Consider the following 18,951-nt stretch of genomic DNA (forward strand, 5'->3'; position numbering starts at 1 on the left):
ACCCGAGCCGAAGCAAAAACCCCATTCCTTCGGGCATAAAAAGAAATAGTTCTGTAGATACCCGCCGCCCGCGAGGGGCCCCCGCGGGCCCCCCCCCCCCCCCCCCCCCACGTCCGTCCGTGGGCCTGTCAGTCCAGGGCCCAGGCGACATCCCTGAGCAGGGCCTGCCGCCAGCCCGCCCGGTCGTGCTCGGAGGCCGAGCGCGACACCCGCACGGTCGCACCGGCCCGCCGGACCAGGTCCTCGACGAGTTCGCAGTGCGGGCGCATCCGGGTCTCGTGCTCGCCCAGGTCGAAGGCGATCCGCAGCCCGGCCGGGGCGGGGCGCTCCCGCAGGCGGGCGGCGACGGCGCCGCCGACCGGCCCGCCCAGCGGGTCGGCCGGCAGGTCGGCCGGGCCCGGAGCCTGGGGCGTCCACCAGAACGACCCCGACTGGCAGGCGACCCGGGACACCAGGTCAGGGAACTCCAGCGCCGCGTACACCGCGCTCAGCCCGCCGAGGCTCTGTCCGGCGACCACCAGCCGTTCCGGGTCCGCGGGGACCCCGCAGTCGGCCACCCGGGGGAGCAGTTCGTCCCGCACCGCCTGCCACAGCTCCGGCCGGCAGGTGTACTCGGCGAGCCGGTCCGCGGCCGGCAGGAAGACCAGGGTGACCGGGGGCAGTTCACCGGCGGCCGCCGCCGCGTCGAAGGCGGTCACGGCCGGGTGCAGGTACAGCCAGTCGTCCCCGTCGAGCAGCAGGACCACCGGTCCGCCCCCGGCCACCGGGTGGACCCGGGCGGTGCGCCGCCCGCCGAGCCGATCGCTCGCCCAGCGGATCCGGGTGGCCGGCAGCGGCAGCACGTCGTCGGCACCGACGGCCGGCCAGTGCGGCTGCGGCGGGGCGTCCGGGGTCGCGGCGATCGACCGCTCGCCGCCGGCCCCGACCGGGTTGAGCGGATCGGCGTACCACTCGCCGCCCGCGCGGAACCGGTAGGTCACCCGGAGCCGCGCGGGCATCCGCACCTCGGCGTACCAGCAGTCCGTGTCGCGCCAGCGGACCATCGGGACCGGGGCGGACCAGCTCTCGAACTCGACCTCCGCCGGGCCGCCGCGCCGCCGGAACAGGGTGCTCCACCCGCCGCCGGGGGCCGGTACGGAGGTGGGGCCCGGCGCGCCCCAGAACTCCTCGCCGCCGGGCCGGCCTGGCAGCCCGAACGCGGCGAAGGGGTGGTCGGGACCGGCCGGGGGGCCGGGAACGGGATCGGTCATGCCCGGGCTCCTTGTGAGGGAGGAGGGAGAACGTTAGGCTCGAAACCCAGGTTAGCCTAACCTAAGTGACCTGGCCCGGGGACGGCCGACCTGTGTTCCTGACCCGAGCTCAGCACATCATCCCAGTCGCCCACATGGAGGACCCGGACATGAGCACCAACCCCTTCGACGACCCCGACGGCCGCTTCCTGGTCCTGGTGAACGACGAGGGCCAGCACTCCCTCTGGCCGTCCTTCGCCGAGGTCCCCGGAGGCTGGACGACCGTCCTCGCGGAGACCACCCGCGACGCGGCCCTGGAGTACGTCGAGTCGAACTGGACCGACCTCCGCCCCCGCTCCCTCGCGGCCGCCACCACCGCCACCGCGGCGACCGACACCGCCTGACCGCAGGCACCCGCCCGTGCTGTGCAGCCGGCTGACCAACGCGAACATCCTCACCATGGACCCGGAGCATCCGGTCGCCCATGACCTGGGCATCTGGCAGGGCCGGATCGTCGGCCTCGACGAGGCCGTTACCTCCCTGCCCGCCCGCGAGGTCGTCGACCTCCAGGGGGCCACCGTGCTCCCCGGATTCATCGACAGCCACGTGCACCTCGCCTGGACCGGTCTGAAGCAGAGCGCGCCGAGCGTCGCCCCCTGCCGCGAGGTCGCCGCCGTGCTCGCCGCCGTCGCCGAGGCGACCGCCCGCACCGGCGTGCCCGGCGACTGGGTCGACGTGATGGGCTACGACCAGCGGGCCCTCGGCCGGCACCTGACCGCCGCCGAACTCGACACCGTCAGCCACGGGCGCAAGGTGTTCCTGATGCACGACTCCGGTCACGGATGCGTCGTCAACAGCGCCGTCCTGGACGCCGTCCTGGAGCTGCTCCCCGCCGGGGTCCCGCACCAGGACGGCTTCCTGGTCGAGGCCGCCATGGCCGAGGTCCGCCGCCTCCGGCTGCCCTACGCCCAGACCGAGATCGCCGACGCCGTCGAGCGCGCCGCCCGGACCTGCCTGGCCGAAGGCGTCACCGCCGTCGCCGAGGCCGGCATCGGCGGCGGCCTGCTCGGCCACAGCCCGGTCGAACTCGGCGCCTACCAACTGCTCCGCGACCGGGGGCGACTGCCCCTGCGGGTCCAGCTGATGGCCGCCGCAGACACGCTGCGCCCGCGCGCCGCCCACCGCGACGACCGGCTGCCCCGCACCCTGGACCTCGGCATGCGCACCGGTTTCGGCGATGACTGGCTGTCGCTCGGCGCCCTGAAGATCTACACCGACGGCGGCATGATGGCCCGCACCGCCGCACTCACCGCCCCCTACGAGGGCCTGGACCACACCGGTCAGCTGCAGGACCACCCCGAGCAGCTCACCCGGCTCGTCGTCGACGGACACCTCGCGGGCTGGCAGCTCGCCGTCCACGCCATCGGCGACCGCGCCGTCGACCTCGCCCTCGACGCCCTCGAACACGCCCAGCGCCTCCGGCCCCGACCGGACGCCCGGCACCGGATCGAGCACGCCGGACTGGTCCGCCCCGACCAGTTGCCGCGCTTCGCCCGCCTCGGCGTCGCCGCGGTCGTCCAGCCGGCCTTCCTGCACTCCTTCGGCGACGACTACGCGACCCTGATGGGCCCGGAACGCGCACCCTGGCTCTACCGGGGCCGGAGCTTCCTCGACCACGGCGTGCCCCTCGTGGGCAGCTCGGACCGCCCGGTCACCGACGGAGCGCCGCTGCGGGCGATCCAGTTCATGGTCGAGCGCGCCGCCGCCTCGGGCCGCCCGGTCGGCCCCGCCGAGGCGATCACCGTCGACGAGGCCCTGCACGCCTTCACCGTCGCCGCCGCCCGCGCCTGCCACTGGGAACACGCCGCCGGCAGCCTCGCCCCGGGCAGACGCGCCGACCTCGTCGTCCTCGGCGACGACCCACGACGCGTCGACCCCTCCCGGATCGCCGGGACCGAGATCGTGGCGACCTACGTCGACGGCCGCCCGGCGGGGGACGGGGACGGGCGGCGCGCCGCCGGCGAACGGAACACGAGTCCGCACGGGCCCGATGGTCCGGCCTCCGCCGGGCCCGCGGCATAGGATCACCGCTCGGAGAGGCCCCCGCCCGTCCGTGCCCGCCCCCGTGCCCTGCCCGTGGCCCATGCGGAGGAACCCGCCATGACCTACACCGTGGACTTCGAGACCGTGTCGACCGTCGGCCTGGAGTCGTCACCCGTCGCGGACGCACTCGCCGGGCTGCGGGCGAACGAGGCCCGGTACTTCCGGAACAAGTACGACCACACCTTCACGGTGGAGCCCGCGGCCGAGGCCACCGAGGTCGTCGACCGGGTGCACCGGATCCTCCGGGAGGAGCGCGGGATCGTCATCGCGTCCCGGCCCCTCGAAGCCACCGCCTTCGAGGTCGAGGGCATCAGGATGGCCTACGTCTTCTACGAGAGCGGCCTGTCGGTCAACGTGATGTACACCGTCGAGGACGCCAAGAAGCGGGCCGTCGGCTTCAAGCTCTCGGACGGGATGGAGGTCCCGGCGGAACTGGCCCAGCGGTTCAAGTTCGCCCGCCAGAAGTCCAAGCTCGCCGGGACGATCCGCGGCTCGTTCTTCGTCATCAAGAACGAGTACGGCAGCCGGTAGGCCGTCGGGCGGCCCACGGTCCCGCCCGCTCGCCAGCCGCAGCCCTGAGGACATCGCAGGCGGTCGCGGTACTCGAACTCGACTGCCCCGCGGACGCGGCGGCTCCGGCTCCGTCGCCGCCGCGAACGCCATGAGCAGCCCGTGCTCCGGCCTGCCGTCGCGGAGGCGGTCCCGGCGGGGCCGGGAGGCCGCCGCCGCAGAGGCGGGATCTACTTCAGCCTGAGGGTCATTTCGGTCTCCTGGTTGGGGGTGTTGCCCTGGGGGACCTTGACGAAGTACGCCCAGCGGTCCCAGTCGCTGGAATGGCTCGAGTCGCCCTGCCAGGTGGAGTCCAGGTACGACCCCCGGTGGGTGCTCACGATGTGCACCACGGACCGGTCGTGAAGAACGTCACCGGCATTTCCGCCGGAGCTCTTGATCTTCCCTTCGGCCGTGAGGGAGAAGGTGATTCTTCCCTTTTTGAAGGTCAGATTTCCGGACGAGTCCTGCTGGACGGTCCAATCACCGACGGTGATGGCTCCTGGCATTGTCTGCCCCTTTCAGGTTCAGGATTCACTGGTGCGGACGGTCGGCGGGGCCGGAGTGGCGGCATTCGCCGAACGGTTGCGGCACGGGCTTGCGTTAGCCCATGCGGGTTCTCCTCGAGGAGATTGGACCTGTACGAACTTTCTGGTGGGTAGTTCTCCGGCGACGGCAAAATTGTCGGGATCCGCGCCGCAGCAAGAAGGCTGCCGGTGCGCGGGCGGCGAGCGGCTGTCACGGAAGTGACTACAGGAGGATCGGAATGAGCATCGCCAAAAAAGTGGTGGCCTCGATCGCGGCTGTTGCCGCAGTGTCGGCCGTCGCAGTCACAAGTGCGGGAGCGGTGGCCGCCCGGCCTCGGTCCGTGGAATTCACCACAGCCGTGCAGAATTTCGCCGACAACCTCAATCTCGATTACTTCCACAGTACCGAGATCGACACCAGGCCTGCAGGCGGGTCGACCCAGGAGTGGATTTTCAAGCTGGTTGCGAAGACCGAGGACGGAACGGGCATCTACACGATCCGGTGGGGCGACCGGAGCTGCATTGCGAACAACGGGCTCGACCGGCCGGTGAACCTCAAGTTCTGCCAGGACGGTGATCTGGCGCAGCGGTGGATCGTCGACACGGCTCAGGATCACACCACGATCTCGAGCCAGAAGAACCCGAACCAGGTCCTGCAGGGCAACGGGGAGAACAAAACCGTTACAGCGGGCGGGGTCTTCGGTCGGCCCTCGCTCAGTCAGCTCTGGACTCTCTATCAGCCGTAGGACGTCGCCGGGCTCTGTCGTGTCGCGGGATCCGGGGAGGTCGCGCGGTCAGGGGAGGTCACGTGGTCAGGGGAATCCAGTAGAAATTTGATTCGCAGGATTCTTCCAGGTCCTCGGAGAGCGTGTACTGCTTTCCTGTGGGAACGGGGATGCTGAAGCAGTTGTCCCACACGTGCTGATCGCCGTTCGCCGACACCCTGACGCGGGGAAGGCCGTCGTACTCGATCTGGACATACGATTCCCTGTTCACTTTGTCCCTGGAGTGCACCATTCCGACGATCATCCCGTCCTGGGCTTCGGTGTGCGGGCCCCGGTAGCGGCGCTGCGGGCGGCCGACCTTCACGCTGTGGCGGGTGGGAGCGGCAATTCCGCTGGGGGTGATCATGAATGACTTGCTGGTTCTGCTGTTGTGGAAGACCAGATTGTCGTCCTTGTCGGTGGAGATTCTCCAGGGGTCGAGGAAGATCCCGGAGTCCGGCGCACTTGCCACTGTCGATCGTCCGCCTCTCGCCGGCCGGTTCTTTCCGGCCTGTCGGATGTCAGTGCAAGTATGGTGCGCCGTTCAAGTAGTTCGTGGACGACTCGCTGGTGAATCCCGCTTGCGTGTCGCCATTGGCCGTTAGTCTGAGTCGTCGCACTGGGGACCCCGGTGCGTGGAGTGAGTGAAACCGTCGCGCAATCGACCGAAAGGAAAGTCGTATGAAGTGGCGAGGTCTCGGCGGGAAGGCGTCCGCGGGGGCGGTGGTCTCCGTTCTGACGGTGGCACTGGTTTCCGTGGCCGGACAGGTGCCCGCACACGCGAACGACCTGGTGTACACGTTCCAGAATGTCGCGTCGGACCAGAATCTCGACATGGTGCAAGGGGTGAAACAGCTGCGCGCCTGGTCGCCGCAGTTCGACGGCAGCGACAACATCAAGCCCCAGCAACGGTTCGCGGTCAAGGCCGGGACGGTGCTGCCTGGTCATCTGCTCCAGAGCGTGGCAACGAGTCAGTGTCTGCGGGCGGTCGGAAAGGACCTGGCGGTCGAGTCGGCGGCGTGCAACCCGGGCGTGAAGGCTCAGCTCTGGAGCGCCTCGTTCGCATCCGACGGAGACCGGATCGAGAGCACCAAGTTCCCCGGTTACTGCATTCAGGACGAGGGAGCCGACAGGGCGGTGGTACTCCGTTCGTGCAACAACCAGACCAAGCAGTCCTGGATGGCGCTTTCGTAGCCGACCGCCGGACGGGGCCGCGGCCGTGCGGGCTTCGCACGGCCGCGGTGCGCTGTCGGCTCGTGGCGGACTGTCCGAGCCGCCGTCACTTGACCTTGACGGTTGCGGCGTGCACGGTCCCGAAGGTCGCGTCGCCCGTCACTTTGAGCGTCTTGGCGACGGTCGCGTCCTGCTGGGCCTTCAACTCGCCCTTGACCGTGGCGGTTTTCTCGGCTGTCAGGTCGCCGCCGACCGTGACGGTGCTCCTGGCGGTCAGTGCGCCGTGGATCGATCCGGTGCTCTTGGCGGTCAGCGTGCCGTCGATCGTGGCGGCTCTACTGGCTGTCAGGTCGCCGCCGACCGTGGCGGTGCTCTCGGCGGTCAGCGCGCCCGCCACGGTGAGCGTGCCCTTCGCCTTCACCGTGCCGTTGAGGTCGGTGGCGCCATCGACGGTGACGGTGTTCTTCGCCAGCAGCGGACCGTTGACGGTGAGCCGGTGGACCACCAGGTCGGGAGTGAGGACGGCGACGAGGGTGGTGAGGGAGCGTTCATAGGTGTTGCCGCTCTGCGCGAAGTGGCCCTGGAGCAGGAAGTTCGTGTCCTTCACCAGCGGGTCGGGGCAGGTCCACTGCCCCGGCGGTGTTTCGGGGCCCGGGGTGATGTGCGCCTTGGAGTCGTTCCAGTACATGGTGTAGGCGGCGCTGCGGGTCCCCTGCCATTTGAGAGTCGGCCGGTCGCCGTTGTTGATCTGCAGCGGGTCGGCACGGAAGCTGTGCAGCTCGAACTCCCGAGGTGCCTTCTGAACGGTATCGGTGATGCTCCTCTCGGAGGTGGAGCCACCCGTCGAGGTCTTCTCGATGACGAGGAGCTTCGCGTGGCCGGCCTCCTTGTTCAACTTGATGCCGCTGATCCGGAGTTCCAGGTCCCAGCTACCGTCGAAGGAGGCCGGCGCCTTGGGGGTGAAGATGACGTCGTACCAGGTTCCCGGCTCGTCGTCCCGATCCTTCGTCGTCCTGAACTTGGCCGTCCACCCTTCACCGTGGCCGATGCCGGACCCGCCCGTGACACGGGCCCTGATGGATTGGGCGTCCTTCTCCTCGACCCATGCGACGTCGGCGTTCCCCATCAGGAGTGCCACGGTGATCCTGTCGCACTGGACGAGCTTCGTCGAGGTGGGAGCTCTGTCGACGGTGAGGATCAGGTCCACCGGGTCCGGGTAGTCGACGGTGAGCTCGTCCGGGTAGGTCGAGATCCGGTAGTCCAGGAGCATGGGCCCTCCCTGGATGTAACGCTGCATGGTCACGAGGTTCCCTTCCGGCGGCGCACTTGCCCGCCAGCTGTGCCGGGGCGGAGTTGGAGGTAGCCGGCCCGGGCGGTGGGCACCGGGTCGTCGGGGTGCAGGCGGGTGTCGGCCGGCGCGACGGGGACGGACGTCCAGGTGGGGGTGGTGGCTCCGTCGGCGAGGGCGGGTTCGGCCCAGGTCCAGGTGCCGTGCAGGGCGGCGGGCTGCGGGACGACGATCCCGTCCACCGGATCGGCGTCCTTGGCCGAGGGCGGGACGGGGGAGGTGCGCAGCGGGGCGAGCAGCGGGGTGAGGCGGAAGGAGGCGCGGATGCGTTCCAGGGCCTGTCGAACGAGGTCGGCGGGAAGTTGCAGGGCCTCGCTGGGCAGGATGCCGGTGTGCGCGTGGACGGGGGCGTGGGGCTCGACCAGGAGCGTCAGGTGATGGGTGACGGGCGGTTGGGTGAGTGGCCGGGAGGGGAGTGCCAGGTGGTCGCCATTGCCGATGGGGACGGTGTAGGTCCTGTCCTTGACCGGGAAGTCGGTGCGGATGGTGCGGTAGCTGATGGCGTCCCCGGCGGCGCCGTGCGTGGCGTAGTAGCCGATCAGTCCGTCGGAGAGCCGATCCGCGGCGCCCAGGCGGACCGGCCAGGTGTAGGAGGGATAGTCCTCGGTCGGGGGGTCGAGAATCGTGTCCAGGCCGGGGTCGCTCAGCGGCGGGCCGTTGAGGTCGATGGTCACATCGGCGCGCAGCAGGGCCAGCGGCCGCCCGTTCAACTGGGCGGGTGCGAGGGGCAGATCGACCGGGGCGATCCGGGTCAGGGCGGTGTCGATGCAGGTGAGCAGGGTGTCCAGGTCGTCGGCGGGCTGCTCGAGCAGGGCTCGGACGAAGTTCCGCAGTTGCGGATCACCGGCCAGGAACGACGGGTCCTGAGGGTGGCCTGCGAGGGACTCGGGCAACGGGTTCCAGGCGGTCTCGCGCGTCCCGGAGGTGCCGGTGACCGCCCGGAGTTCGCCGAGCGGCGCGCCGTCGGGAGCGTGCACCTGGAGGCTCCGGTCGAGGTAGTTGAGCAGCAGCCAGCCGGCCAGCGGCCCGGCGGGGTCCTTGCCGGTCCGGGGAGTGGGGCGGTCCGGCTCGGGCAGGCAGGCTGTGGCGGGGCCGGCCGCGTAGCGGGTGCCGGTGGTGGCGTCGACGGCCTCCAGGCGCAGCCGGGCCGACTGCAGCAGCCGGGGTGGGAGCTGGACGAACCGCTGGGCTCCCTGGACGTGGGCGAACAGGTGCTTGGACGGTGTGACGCTGTCGGCGCGACGCGGCGCGAACTGCTTGATGCGGTCGCCGGTGTCGGAGAGGATGTCGACGCTCCGGCCGAACCGGTCGATGAGGCGCAGGTCGGCGAAGAAGAACTGTCCGGCACGCACCGGTTGGAAGGTCGTGCTCGACGATTCCCGGTCCCCGACCCTGGGGACGGTGCCGCCGGCCGTCTCGAACTCCGGGGTGCGGCGGGCGGCACCGTCCTGGCGCAGCAGCCAGTCGTTGAAGCCGTCCAGTGTCTGGGACAGGACGTCCAGGTAGGCCAGCCGGACGTCCAGTGTTCCGAGGCTGTCGCGTTCCTGGGTGCGTAGCAGGCGGTAGGTCCGTCCGTAGCGCCTGGCCTGGGCGCGGAGGGTGTGGCCGAGGGTGGGGGTGAGGAAGGAGCGGCCGGTGAAAGTGAGTCTGCGGGCCTGGTCCTCGTCGGTGGCGAGGGCGCCGGTGCCGTTCCAGGTGTAGTCGTCGCCGTCGAAGGTCCAGTGGGTGCGTTGCCCGCTCCGGTAGGGGGTGGGCGTGTAGTGGAGCTCCCACTGGAGGAACAGCGGCAGCCAGGGCTGGGTCCACAGGGAGGTGTAGGCGGCCAGCGCGGCCGTGCTCGTGGCGGTGGGTCCGTGCAGCTGGGTGTCCGGGTTGTTCAGGATGTCGTACAGGCCGCTGCCTCCCACGCCCTTGGCGCGGGCGGCCTGGTCGAGGACGGCGAACTCGTGCAGCAGGTCCTTGCACACGGCCGGGACGTCGCCGCCGAGCGGTGGCAGGGTGGGGGCGCCGGCACCCGTGTACTCCAGGCCCACGGAGGTGACCGACTTCACCAACTGGCCGGGGAACCGGCACGGCAGCGGTTGGTCGGGATCGCGGCCGAGCGGCTGCCGTGCGCCGGCGCCCTGGAGCAGGACGACGGGGTCGGACGGTTGGTAGAACGACGGCGAGGCCACCCGTCGGAGCTGGAGGCCGGCGGGGAGGCCCTTCCTGGCGGCGAAGTCGGCGATCGCCCGGTCGAGGTCCTCCGGTGCGTCCGCGTGCGGGACCTTTGCCAGGCGTGCGGCCGTTTCCCCCTTGAGTCTGTCGATCTCCGCCGCCAGCTCCTTGAGTTGGGCTCTGGCAGCGTCGACGAACTGCCGGTCCTTCGCTCCGGTGTCCTGACCGAGGAGCCCGACCAGCCAGTGCAGGAACCAGTAGCGCTGCTGGGCGGCCCGCAGCCGGGGCGCCAGGCGGTCGTAGGCGGCCTGGTCGCTGTTGAGGGTGCCGAGCCATCCCGGTTCCTCCGCGCGGTGGTGCCGGAGGGGCGTGGTCGGGCCGTCGGTGGGCCGGTCGGTGACCTCCCAGGCACATCCGGCGTCACGCCCGGCGAACCAGGTGCGGCGCAGTGCCTCGTCGAGGTCGGCGGGGCCGTCCGCGTCGTCGAACCGTTCGATGAGCCCGTGGTAGAGCGCGCTGGTCAGGTCGGCCGCGCGCAGGGCCGTGCCCCGGTCGGCCTTGGAGTCGGACCGGGTCTGCGCGGCGATCAGGGCGTGTGCGGCGTCCATCGTGCTGTGCCCGACCGCGACGGTCACGTCGTTGAGGTTCGGACGTGGGGAGTCGGGGGCGGCGCCCGCTCGTTCCCACGGGACGCGGAGGGCGGTGCCCAGGTAGCGGGTCCTGGTGTCGGCGGTCGCGGAGGTGTTCGGGGGCAGCGACCAGCCGAGGGCGCGAACGACGTCGTCGGGGCCGGACGCGTCCGGTGGCAGCAGTTCGGAGATGTCCTTGGCGGTGCGGAGGACGTCGGTCTCCGGCTCCGCGTACCAGCCGACGGCGAGGTAGCTGAACACGTTCCGGTTCCAGGGGCGTTCCTCGGCGAGCCCGAGCGAGTCGAGGTCGGAGAGGTTGTCGAAGAAGGACAGCACGTTGCGGTGGTAGGGCTCGAAGGCCGCGAACGCCGGAAGACCCGGACCGATCGCCGTCAGGTGCGGGGGCCTGCCCTCCGAGGGGTCCTTCCAGACCGTTTCCGCGGAGAGCCGGTCGGCGCGGCCGATCTTCGTGCGCCTGGGAGACGTGGTGGACCGCGGGTCGATGTACTCGGAGAACTGGTCGCCCGGGGCCGGGCGCCAGTCGTGCTCTTCGAGGATGTAGTCGCTGCTGACGACCCAGCCGGCCGCCCCGAGCGCGTCACCCTCGCCGTTGCGGTGGTGGCGGACGATCAGCCAGCGGTTGGGGATCAGCGGGAACCGGGTGTCGCCCGTCGCCGGGTCGTAGTGGCCGGTGGCGAGGACCTCGGGAAGCTGCCACTGGAGGCAGATGCCGCGTTCGTCCCATTCTTCGGACGTGACGTCCGGGGGGAGCGGTTCGGCCACGGCCCGGTCGTTCAGCATGGCGGTGAACTCCGGCCGCCACCGGAAGGAGGCCTCGTGCCGCACGCCGTTGTTGTAGACCAGGGCATGCAACTGGATCGGGACGATCAGGTCGGTGGTGCTCATCAGCCCAGGAGTCCTCTACGCGGTGGTCAGATGCTGCTCGATGGGGGAGTTGATCATTTCGACGGCGAACTGGGCGGGTGTGAGCTCCAGGCCGAGCTGGGCGTTGAAGTCGGCGATCATGCCTGTCGCGGCGTCCTTGCCGAGCAGGTCGAGGACCCCCGGGAGGGCGTCCTTCCCGGCGCGCAGGTAGTGGAGCACCGTCCTGCCGGGCCGGGCCGGGAAGTAGGCGCCCCGGATGGTGGCACCGGTGTCCGGCCGGTCGCTCCGGATCTCACGCAGGTTCACCCGGTCGTCGGCGTCGATGCCGAAGTGGATGCCCTCGGCGGGCTCCCGCAGGACCAGCCTGTCGGGCACGTCGTCGAAGAGGCAGAGCACGGTGTCGGTGTCGGGGCGGAGCCGGTTCAGCTCGCGCAGCACGGTCGTCCCCAGCGCGGCCGTGATCCGGACGTTCGGCCAGGCGGCCACCAGCGCCGATCGGATCAGCAGTCCGGCTCTGGGCGTGCCGTTCGCCACACGGAGGCGGGAGACCGCGGCACGCAGGTGGACGTCGAGGTCGCGGTCCAGCGAGGTGTGCACGCCGATGCTCTGCGCCCCGGCGAGCAGGGCGCGGATCCACGCCGGGTCGATCCGGAACAGCCGCAGCGACTCCGGGGGCAGCATCCGCGGGTCGGGGACGAGGTAGCACATCGGCACCCCGTCCAGCAGGGACAGCCGGTCGAGGAACGCGGGCATGGCCGCGAGGCGGCCCCGGGCATCGTGGGCGAGCGCCTCGGTGATCTGGGACTTCGTCAGCTGCTGCGGGGAGGCGATGGTGGTGACGGCCGTGCCGCGGACCAGGTCCTCGGTGACGGCGGTCAGGTCGTGGAGGGCGGGCAGCCGGGGCGGTCCCTTGTCGAGCGTGCGGAAGTCGTCGTCCGCCAGCGGTGCGTACCCGCAGGCGTCGATACGCATCCGGGTCGCGGCGAGGGCGCGGCGGGCCTGAAGGACGTCGCCCGGGTACGACGGGTCGGCCAGTGCCAGGGTGCGGCCCAAGGTCCAGGCGCAGGCGTAGCCGACGTCGAACACGCCCTGGGCCTGATCGTAGACGAGGGCGTGGTCGGCACTGGTGCAATCGGTGCCGCCGACCTGCCCGGGCACCTCGGGCGCGGTGACGGGTGTGGCCGGGCCGCGGTACCAGGCGAACGTCCGCTCTCCGGACAGCACCCGCTGGGCGACCGGTACGAACCCCCATTTCAGCCGGTTCTGCACGGCGGCGCTTCCCCCGCTGCCGGACGGTGGCAGCCGCAGGGCCAGGTGCTCCGGGTCGGACCTGCCCGGAGCCACCAGCGCCTTCAGGACGCCCGACGCGTCGAAGGCCGCGTCCGGGTCGCTGCTGAACGACCAGGACCACAGGGCGGCCAGCCGCACGGCGGTGTGGCCCTCGAGGTCTCCCGAGAGTTTCCCGTCGAAGCCCTCGAACGAGACCAGGTGCGCGCTGTAGGCGGTGGCCTCACAGGGAAAGCGATTCCCCGTGACGACGGCGTAGCGGCCCTCGGAGAGGCGCTCGCCCTCCGATCGGGTCTTCTTCGGCCGCACGTCCCGGACGTGCGCCAGGTAGTGCATTTCCTGCTCGCGCGGCACCAGGGAGTTGAAGACCGCGAGCGGAACGTCGATGGTGCGGCACTCGCTCGCCAGGATCTCCTCCGGCAGGGTGTCGAGTTTCGGGCCCAGCACCCCCTGGTCGGTCGGGGTCACCAGCTCACGGACCGGGCGTGCTGTGGTCGCCCCCAACCCCTGCGGATCGCCCGGGAGTTCGCCTGCCCGGAACAACAGCACGGCCATCCACGGTGCTCGCTGCCGGATGTCGCGCGACCACTTCTGCTGGCGCTCCCAGGGCAGTGCCGGGCGCGCGATCGTGACATGCGGCAGTGTTCGGGCGAAGTCGCCGGCCGCGGACGGCGGCGGATGGACCGCCTGCACGCTGGAAGCGTCCAGGACGAACTGCGGAGCTCGGACCTCCACCTGATGATCGATCGGTGTATCGGTGCCGTTGAGGAGGGTGCCGCCCTCGTCCTTGACGACCTGCCGGGCCTCGAACCGGTAGACGCCGGCGGTCGCGGCCGGCTGCACGAAGTCGGTGAACGTGGTCAGCAGTTCGGCGTCCGCGCCGGCTCGCGGGCGCTCGTTCGGCGGGGTGGTCGTGGCCGTGGTCATGAGGCATCACTTCGAGGTCGTGGTCAGTGGGGCATCGGTCAGGCTGTGCTCGACCTGCCGGGCGTACTGGGCCAGCGGCCCGTTCCAGTCGCCGTCGGGCGCGACGCCCAGCCCGGCCAGTGCCCGGTAGGTGGCGGTACGGGCGCTCTGCTGCGCACTCGCGTTCAAGGTCCTGGCAATGAGGCCCACGCTCTGTCCGTCCACCACCGGCACCGGGCCCTGCGCGGCGGTGTGCCGGAGCGGGATCCGACCGTCGGGGAGGCGCTCCGAGCCGAGGGACTCCTCCGTGGCGGGCCCGACGCTGCCGCCGACCAGGGCGGGCGGCACCTCGATCCGCAGGCCGCTCACCCCCGTGAACAGCTTCCGGTCGTTGGCCTCCTGGCCGCCGCCGGGGACTCCCCACAGCGCCGAGGGAACCTGCTGGGTGAGCGGGGTGATCCTCCAGCCGGCCCCGTGCCAGTCGTAGGGCGAGTTGTTGCGCAGCACCCGTACCCGGTGTTCGCTCGTGATGCCGCTCTTGTCCATCGGACGGATGCTCAGCGGTCCGAGCCCCGAAGGGAGCCCGATCTCCTTGCCGTTGACCGTGACCTTGTTGGCGGGGACGGCGGATCTGGTCGCCAGGGCGAAGTCGTACGCCGACACCAGCATCGGCCCGGCCTTCTCGGCACGTGCCTTCCGCTCGGTGTCGGTGACGTCCACCAGTACCCCGCGCAGCGGGGTGACCCCCAGCGGTTCGGGCAGCTGCTGGCGCAGCTGCGCCCAGGTCGCCGGCGGCGGGGTGACGCGGCGGGAGCCGAAGGTGAAGGAGAACGAGACGAACCAGACCTTCACCGTCACCCGCCCGCCGAGTGGCGGCGCCCACAGCTGGAGATCGATGCCGGTCTCGATCGAGACCCGGGTGTTCACCCACAGCACCTTGATGGTGAACGCCACCCCGATCCGGATGCCGAGCGCCAACTCCAGTCGGAACGGCGACCAGCGGATCAGCGCGTGCAGGTGCGCGACGAACCACGCCGACAGCATCCCCTTGTCGTAGCGGGCCTCCAGGGTCCCGCCGAGCATGAAGGCGCTCGGCGTCAGCGCCGTGTAGCCCTGCGAGGAGATCCGGACCTTGCTGTCCGGCGACCAGACGAACCCCAACCGGGCCGGGCGCGGATAGTGCGCCGGAACGAGGTAGTCGGGGTGGTAGCCGCCCGCCGAGACGACGAAGTCGCCGCCGTGCACCCCGCCGGTCCACACCCGCATCCCGATCCCGCCGGTGAGCCGGACCGACTCGTCGAAGACGAACGACCCGTCGGCGACCACCGCGTCCAGGGACAGCAGATGCTTGGCCGGCTCCACCGCGAAACGAATGTCGACGGTGAGCCGGGCGTGGACCTTCCGTCCTGCCTGGGCGTTCTTCGGGAAGGTGATGGAGGCGCGGCCGAGGACGGTCGCGGTGAACTCGTCGCCGAACTCCAGCAGCGCGAGCGCCCGCACCTGCAGGAACTTGAAGCAGCTGAAGTCGATCCCGAGCGCCGCCCAGTAGCGCCCCTGGCGGGGCTGGATCCACCCCTTCTCCATCAGGTCGGTCATCACCTGCTGCGGCGTGGTGCCCCCGCCCCCGCCGGCCAGCCGGGCCACCAGGGGGAACCGGCCGATCTCGGTGACCTCCGGCACCCGGACGGTGCTGTTCACGCCGAAGCCGCCCGAGAGCGCGTTCACCGTGAACGCCGGCGGACCGAACAGCCCCGCCCCCGTCCGCGACCCGATCTCCCCGAACAGGAACACCGACGTCCAGCCGGCCTTGGCACGCGCGTAGCAGCCCATCGCCTCCATGGCGATCACACTGGTCTCCACCGACAGCATGCCGGTGATCAACTCGCTGTATTCGGCGGTCTTCCGACGCTCCAGCAGGCCGGCGACCCTCAGCGGTGGTTTGTCGATCAGGAGCGAGGCGCCGCGGAGCTGCGGAACGAACTCCGGTGGTGAGGCGAGCCGAATTCCGAGCCCCAGCCCGAGCAACGCGAACTCCACCGGTCCGATCACCAGCGCGGCGTCCAGCGCCGCCGCCACCATCGCGCCCTCGGCGGTCAGTGTCAACCGGCGCAACCGGACCGGGCCGAACACCAGTCCGAGCTGCTGCCCGTCCTGCTCGGTGCCGGCCTTGGCAGGAGCGGCCCGCACTGGAACGAACAACTCGTGGACCTTGTCGCCCACCCTGACGACCAGCCCGAACTGGAACTTCTGGGGCATCCCCGCCGCCGCGACCCGAGGCAGCGTTCCCGTGGGATCGGCTGCCGTCAGCAGGGAGTTGATCCGCTGCGCCTCGGCGGCCGTCACCGTTCCGGTGGTGATCGCCAGCTGCGCCCCGGTCAGCGTTACGGCATCGGCGGGCAGCATCGCCCCGACGAGGGGCAGGTCGGAGAGGCCCACGGCGAACTTGGCGCGCGCCAGGAGGAGCCGGAGCGCTTCGTTCGCCCTGTCGGCGTCTGCGTCGAGCACCGGAACGCCGACGACGATCACCGGATGCGCACTCAGTTGTTCATCGGTCACCGTTCCTGCCCTTCGACGAATCCCGGGTGACCCCCGCGTGCTGTGACGGGTGCGAGGTGGTTCCCCGAACATCTCGCAGCCTTGCGGATCGTTTACGAACTGTCATTGCAGCGCGCCGATGACATCCTGCCGGTGGGGGCGTCGTGCGCTCCATATGGGGGAGGGGTCGGTCGATCCGTCGTGTGCCGGGATCGGGGCCGTGTGTCACCCGTGCGGGGCCGTCGGCCTTCCCGTGACCGCTCAGGCCCAGTCGCTCCTGACGATCTTCTCGATCTGCTCCTGCTCGCCGTTGAAGTATGCGTTGATGATGTCCTCCCGTGTGATCCCTCCGTTGTCGAGCACCTTCCTGATGGCCTGCGTGTTCTCGCTGTAGACGGTGCAAGGGCCCAGGCTTCCGGTGCGGGTCCACCGTTGATCGATGCCGAGCGCCTCCTGGGTGAAGTACTCGGTGCAGCCTTCCAGCAGGAACGGCCCCAGGCCTCCTGCTCTGTCGTGCTCGTGGAGATGGAACAATTCGTGGGCGATCGCACCGACTGTGTAATTCCCTTTGTTCATCTTGATCTTCCCTCCCTCGGTGAGCCCCTCGGCGTCCAGCGCGCTGCCGCGCAGCTGCGCATTCGCCTCCGCCCAGGCGCCGGCGTCCAGGAACGCGACATGGTCGTCCGGGCTCTTGATCACCTTTTCGAGAAGATCGACCGAAATCCCGAGGCTCTTCAGGAAGGGTTCCACGGCCCTGCCCGCGCCGACCACCTTGTTCTGGTCGGTTCTTGCATGTCTGACTTTTATCTGGTTGTCGACGATCAACAGCAGGCGGTCGTGGGGATCGTTCCAGATCTGGACTTCCCTGCCTTTGAATTCCTCGTGTTGCAGGATCTTCGTCCGCACCCCCGTGACCCCGGTGGGGGTGAGAACCGTGAAGTACGGCTGCCGGCCACGAGCCGAACCCTTCTGGAAGAGGCAGGCGACTTCAGAGAAGTTCTGATGGTCCGTCTTGACTCGGATGGTGCTCTCGTCCGGTGAGGCTCCTACGAGACGGGCCATGAGGTCGGCGGCGAACGTGTAGTCGATGACGGCTGGCATCAGTGCTTCAAACCCCTCTCGGAATGCCGATTCGGCACACGGCCCCCTGGAACCCGGACACGTCGAACGTGAATACCAGATCGCCGGTCGTGCCGTCGTGATAGAAGCCCAGTTCCCTCAGTTCCAGGAGTCGCAGGCCGGATGCGTCGAGGCTCGCGCCGAAGAATCCCAGGAGGTCCTGGAGGGTCACACCCCCCGCCGCGTCCTTCCAGTGGAGGGCGATGGCTCCGCCCTTGCCGGTCGTGGTCAGCGACCCGGTGAACTCCATGGCGACCGTCCGGCCGTCGGCCGTCGGCAGCACGACGGCAAGGCGCCCACCGATCGTGAACAGGCCCGCGCCGCGCGCGGCGATGATCTCGAAGGGCAGCGAGAGCCCCATGATGTCGATGTGCCCGGCGGCCCGGAGGGCGAGGTCCTTCTGTCCCACCACCGTGGAGACGAGCACTTCGTCCAGCGCGCACGCATGGAAGACCTCGGGGAGCTGCTGGCCCGTCACCGTCTCGATCCACCGTGCGACCGGCTCCGTGGAGAGGTCGAACGCCGCACCGGAGACGACCCAGCGTTCGAGGACGGCGGCGTCGTACTGGGCGATCAGGCGCATCTGCGCCGTTCCGACTTCGATGCCGCCGACGCAGTACACCGAAGGGCTCCCGCCGGCCCTGCCGCGGACACCGGCACCGATCCCGGTCAGCCTGATGACGTCCCCGACCACGACCCACGGGTCCTCGACGCCAAAATCCAGTGCGTACGACTTGTCGGTCAGGTCCAGGGTGCCGGAGAGCGTCACCGCGCCGGGCGTGAACCCGTCGGGAAGCTCGAACAGTTGGGCCACGTCGACCTGGCCGACCGCCTCCACGTACACCACGCCCTGGGGAATGGAGACACTCGCGAGGAAGTCGATGCCCAGGAGCCTGAACCGGCCCGCGGCGACGGCTCCGCAGGAGAGCGGACCGTTCGGCGGGGCCAGTACCGAGACCGACAGGCTGACGCTCCGAAGGCTCAGGAATCCCGGGACGATGTCCCAGTCGCCCGCGAGGCGGAGCGTGATCCACGCCGCGTCCAGGGAGCCCGTCGCGGAGTCGGTCTCGATTCCCAGCCCGCTCAGGGAGAGGCCGCGCGGGAACGCCACCCCGGGCAGTGAGTCCAGGTGGACCGAGGTGCCGACGATCTCCTTGAGCAGCGCGTCGATGCCTGAGACATCCAGATCGCAGTCCCTCGCCACGAGGCTCTGACGCCCGTTGCCGGTGTCCGACAGCCGCACCTCGATGTCCTTGCTCCTCCCGTTCGCGCCGGTGAGCGGCCAGTCGAACACCCCGGCGAGGTCCTCGGTGACGCTCTCTCCGTTCGTCACGGTCGTGTCGTAGGCGAGCTCCAGGCAGGTCCGCGGATTCCTGGCGCCGCGCGCCCGGTACGCCGTCATGTCGGTCAGCCAGTGCCCGGACCGGGCGCGCCAGTCCGGGCACTGGACGACGAATCGCAGCGATGCCACGGACGTGGACCCGGTGTCCGCGGTGAAGTGCAACTCGATGCCCGTCCCGTTCGCGTCCCAGGGGAGCTGGACGAATCCCTTGAGCGTCCTCGTTCCTTCGTCCAGATCCGCACCCGACAGGCTGATGCTGGAAGCCATGAAATGGTCCCGAACGAACCCCTCGAACGCCGGGGAACCGAAGTCGGCGGGCCTGATCGAGCAGTTCCCGCTCTCCGGCCTGATCTTCTCGGTGAATTCCTTGAGATCGATGGGCATGACGCCTCTCCTGC

14 protein-coding genes are annotated in these 18,951 nt (G+C 70.2%); 5 read left to right on the forward strand and 9 right to left on the reverse strand.

Features of this window, described 5'->3' with window-relative positions; translation table 11 throughout:
* Nucleotides 1-128 precede the first annotated feature (128 nt).
* Entirely contained in the window at nucleotides 129-1,250 is a 1,122-nt protein-coding gene (locus ACIPYS_RS08245) for an alpha/beta fold hydrolase (protein ID WP_400744737.1), read from the reverse strand.
* Nucleotides 1,251-1,399: 149 nt separating this feature from the next.
* Here ACIPYS_RS08245 and ACIPYS_RS08250 point away from each other — a divergent pair, with 149 nt between their 5' ends.
* The 3 genes from ACIPYS_RS08250 (at nucleotide 1,400) to ACIPYS_RS08260 (ending at nucleotide 3,863) form a co-directional block, all read left to right on the forward strand.
* Nucleotides 1,400-1,633: an MbtH family protein gene (locus ACIPYS_RS08250; RefSeq protein WP_400744739.1), complete on the forward strand. Its 234-nt coding sequence runs from the start codon at nucleotides 1,400-1,402 to the stop codon at nucleotides 1,631-1,633.
* 16 nt (nucleotides 1,634-1,649) lie between these two features.
* Nucleotides 1,650-3,311, forward strand: coding sequence for an amidohydrolase (locus ACIPYS_RS08255; RefSeq protein WP_400744741.1), 1,662 nt, complete (start codon nucleotides 1,650-1,652; stop codon nucleotides 3,309-3,311).
* A 78-nt stretch (nucleotides 3,312-3,389) separates the two neighbouring features.
* Nucleotides 3,390-3,863, forward strand: a complete 474-nt coding sequence (locus ACIPYS_RS08260) for a phage tail protein (RefSeq protein ID WP_400744743.1) — start codon at nucleotides 3,390-3,392, stop codon at nucleotides 3,861-3,863.
* A 209-nt stretch (nucleotides 3,864-4,072) separates the two neighbouring features.
* Here the strand turns inward: ACIPYS_RS08260 and ACIPYS_RS08265 are convergent, their stop codons facing one another.
* Entirely contained in the window at nucleotides 4,073-4,390 is a 318-nt protein-coding gene (locus ACIPYS_RS08265) for a hypothetical protein (RefSeq protein ID WP_400744745.1), read from the reverse strand.
* Nucleotides 4,391-4,647: 257 nt separating this feature from the next.
* Here ACIPYS_RS08265 and ACIPYS_RS08270 point away from each other — a divergent pair, with 257 nt between their 5' ends.
* Nucleotides 4,648-5,154, forward strand: a complete 507-nt coding sequence (locus tag ACIPYS_RS08270) for a hypothetical protein (RefSeq protein ID WP_400744747.1) — start codon at nucleotides 4,648-4,650, stop codon at nucleotides 5,152-5,154.
* 58 nt (nucleotides 5,155-5,212) lie between these two features.
* On the opposite strand, the gene ACIPYS_RS08275 is transcribed toward ACIPYS_RS08270, so the two are convergent.
* The gene (locus tag ACIPYS_RS08275) at nucleotides 5,213-5,644 is read right to left on the reverse strand and encodes a hypothetical protein (protein WP_400744748.1); all 432 of its coding nucleotides are present in this window, start codon (nucleotides 5,642-5,644) and stop codon (nucleotides 5,213-5,215) included.
* Between the two features lie 209 nt (nucleotides 5,645-5,853).
* Between ACIPYS_RS08275 and ACIPYS_RS08280 the strand changes: the two genes are divergently transcribed.
* Nucleotides 5,854-6,366: a ricin-type beta-trefoil lectin domain protein gene (locus ACIPYS_RS08280; RefSeq protein WP_093858470.1), complete on the forward strand. Its 513-nt coding sequence runs from the start codon at nucleotides 5,854-5,856 to the stop codon at nucleotides 6,364-6,366.
* Nucleotides 6,367-6,451: 85 nt separating this feature from the next.
* Here ACIPYS_RS08280 and ACIPYS_RS08285 read toward each other — a convergent pair whose 3' ends face one another.
* The 6 genes from ACIPYS_RS08285 to ACIPYS_RS08310 form a co-directional block, all read right to left on the reverse strand.
* Nucleotides 6,452-7,615, reverse strand: a complete 1,164-nt coding sequence (locus tag ACIPYS_RS08285; protein ID WP_400744749.1) for a hypothetical protein — start codon at nucleotides 7,613-7,615, stop codon at nucleotides 6,452-6,454.
* 29 nt (nucleotides 7,616-7,644) lie between these two features.
* Nucleotides 7,645-11,385 carry a hypothetical protein gene (locus ACIPYS_RS08290; protein ID WP_400744751.1) on the reverse strand — a complete coding sequence of 1,247 codons (3,741 nt, stop codon included), beginning with the start codon at nucleotides 11,383-11,385 and terminating at the stop codon, nucleotides 7,645-7,647.
* 15 nt (nucleotides 11,386-11,400) lie between these two features.
* A complete protein-coding gene (locus ACIPYS_RS08295; RefSeq protein ID WP_400744753.1) occupies nucleotides 11,401-13,578 on the reverse strand; it encodes a hypothetical protein in 2,178 nt (725 codons plus the stop codon).
* Nucleotides 13,579-13,584: 6 nt separating this feature from the next.
* The gene (locus ACIPYS_RS08300; RefSeq protein WP_400744755.1) at nucleotides 13,585-16,113 is read right to left on the reverse strand and encodes a DUF6603 domain-containing protein; all 2,529 of its coding nucleotides are present in this window, start codon (nucleotides 16,111-16,113) and stop codon (nucleotides 13,585-13,587) included.
* Between the two features lie 240 nt (nucleotides 16,114-16,353).
* Nucleotides 16,354-17,193 carry a hypothetical protein gene (locus tag ACIPYS_RS08305; protein WP_400744757.1) on the reverse strand — a complete coding sequence of 280 codons (840 nt, stop codon included), beginning with the start codon at nucleotides 17,191-17,193 and terminating at the stop codon, nucleotides 16,354-16,356.
* A gap of 7 nt (nucleotides 17,194-17,200) precedes the next feature.
* Nucleotides 17,201-18,937 carry a hypothetical protein gene (locus tag ACIPYS_RS08310; protein ID WP_400744759.1) on the reverse strand — a complete coding sequence of 579 codons (1,737 nt, stop codon included), beginning with the start codon at nucleotides 18,935-18,937 and terminating at the stop codon, nucleotides 17,201-17,203.
* Nucleotides 18,938-18,951: the final 14 nt, after the last annotated feature.

It is taken from the genome of Kitasatospora sp. NPDC089913 (assembly GCF_044748625.1).
Lineage (GTDB): Bacteria > Actinomycetota > Actinomycetes > Streptomycetales > Streptomycetaceae > Kitasatospora.

What these genes read in the sequence shown, in the direction of transcription:
- ACIPYS_RS08245 (WP_400744737.1), bottom strand. Translation starts at nt 1,250, where the DNA reads ATGACCGATCCCGTTCCCGGCCCCCCGGCCGGTCCCGACCACCCCTTC.
- ACIPYS_RS08250 (WP_400744739.1), top strand. Translation starts at nt 1,400, where the DNA reads ATGAGCACCAACCCCTTCGACGACCCCGACGGCCGCTTCCTGGTCCTG.
- ACIPYS_RS08260 (WP_400744743.1), top strand. Translation starts at nt 3,390, where the DNA reads ATGACCTACACCGTGGACTTCGAGACCGTGTCGACCGTCGGCCTGGAG.
- ACIPYS_RS08265 (WP_400744745.1), bottom strand. Translation starts at nt 4,390, where the DNA reads ATGCCAGGAGCCATCACCGTCGGTGATTGGACCGTCCAGCAGGACTCG.
- ACIPYS_RS08270 (WP_400744747.1), top strand. Translation starts at nt 4,648, where the DNA reads ATGAGCATCGCCAAAAAAGTGGTGGCCTCGATCGCGGCTGTTGCCGCA.
- ACIPYS_RS08280 (WP_093858470.1), top strand. Translation starts at nt 5,854, where the DNA reads ATGAAGTGGCGAGGTCTCGGCGGGAAGGCGTCCGCGGGGGCGGTGGTC.
- ACIPYS_RS08285 (WP_400744749.1), bottom strand. Translation starts at nt 7,615, where the DNA reads ATGCTCCTGGACTACCGGATCTCGACCTACCCGGACGAGCTCACCGTC.
- ACIPYS_RS08290 (WP_400744751.1), bottom strand. Translation starts at nt 11,385, where the DNA reads ATGAGCACCACCGACCTGATCGTCCCGATCCAGTTGCATGCCCTGGTC.
- ACIPYS_RS08295 (WP_400744753.1), bottom strand. Translation starts at nt 13,578, where the DNA reads ATGACCACGGCCACGACCACCCCGCCGAACGAGCGCCCGCGAGCCGGC.
- ACIPYS_RS08305 (WP_400744757.1), bottom strand. Translation starts at nt 17,193, where the DNA reads ATGCCAGCCGTCATCGACTACACGTTCGCCGCCGACCTCATGGCCCGT.
- ACIPYS_RS08310 (WP_400744759.1), bottom strand. Translation starts at nt 18,937, where the DNA reads ATGCCCATCGATCTCAAGGAATTCACCGAGAAGATCAGGCCGGAGAGC.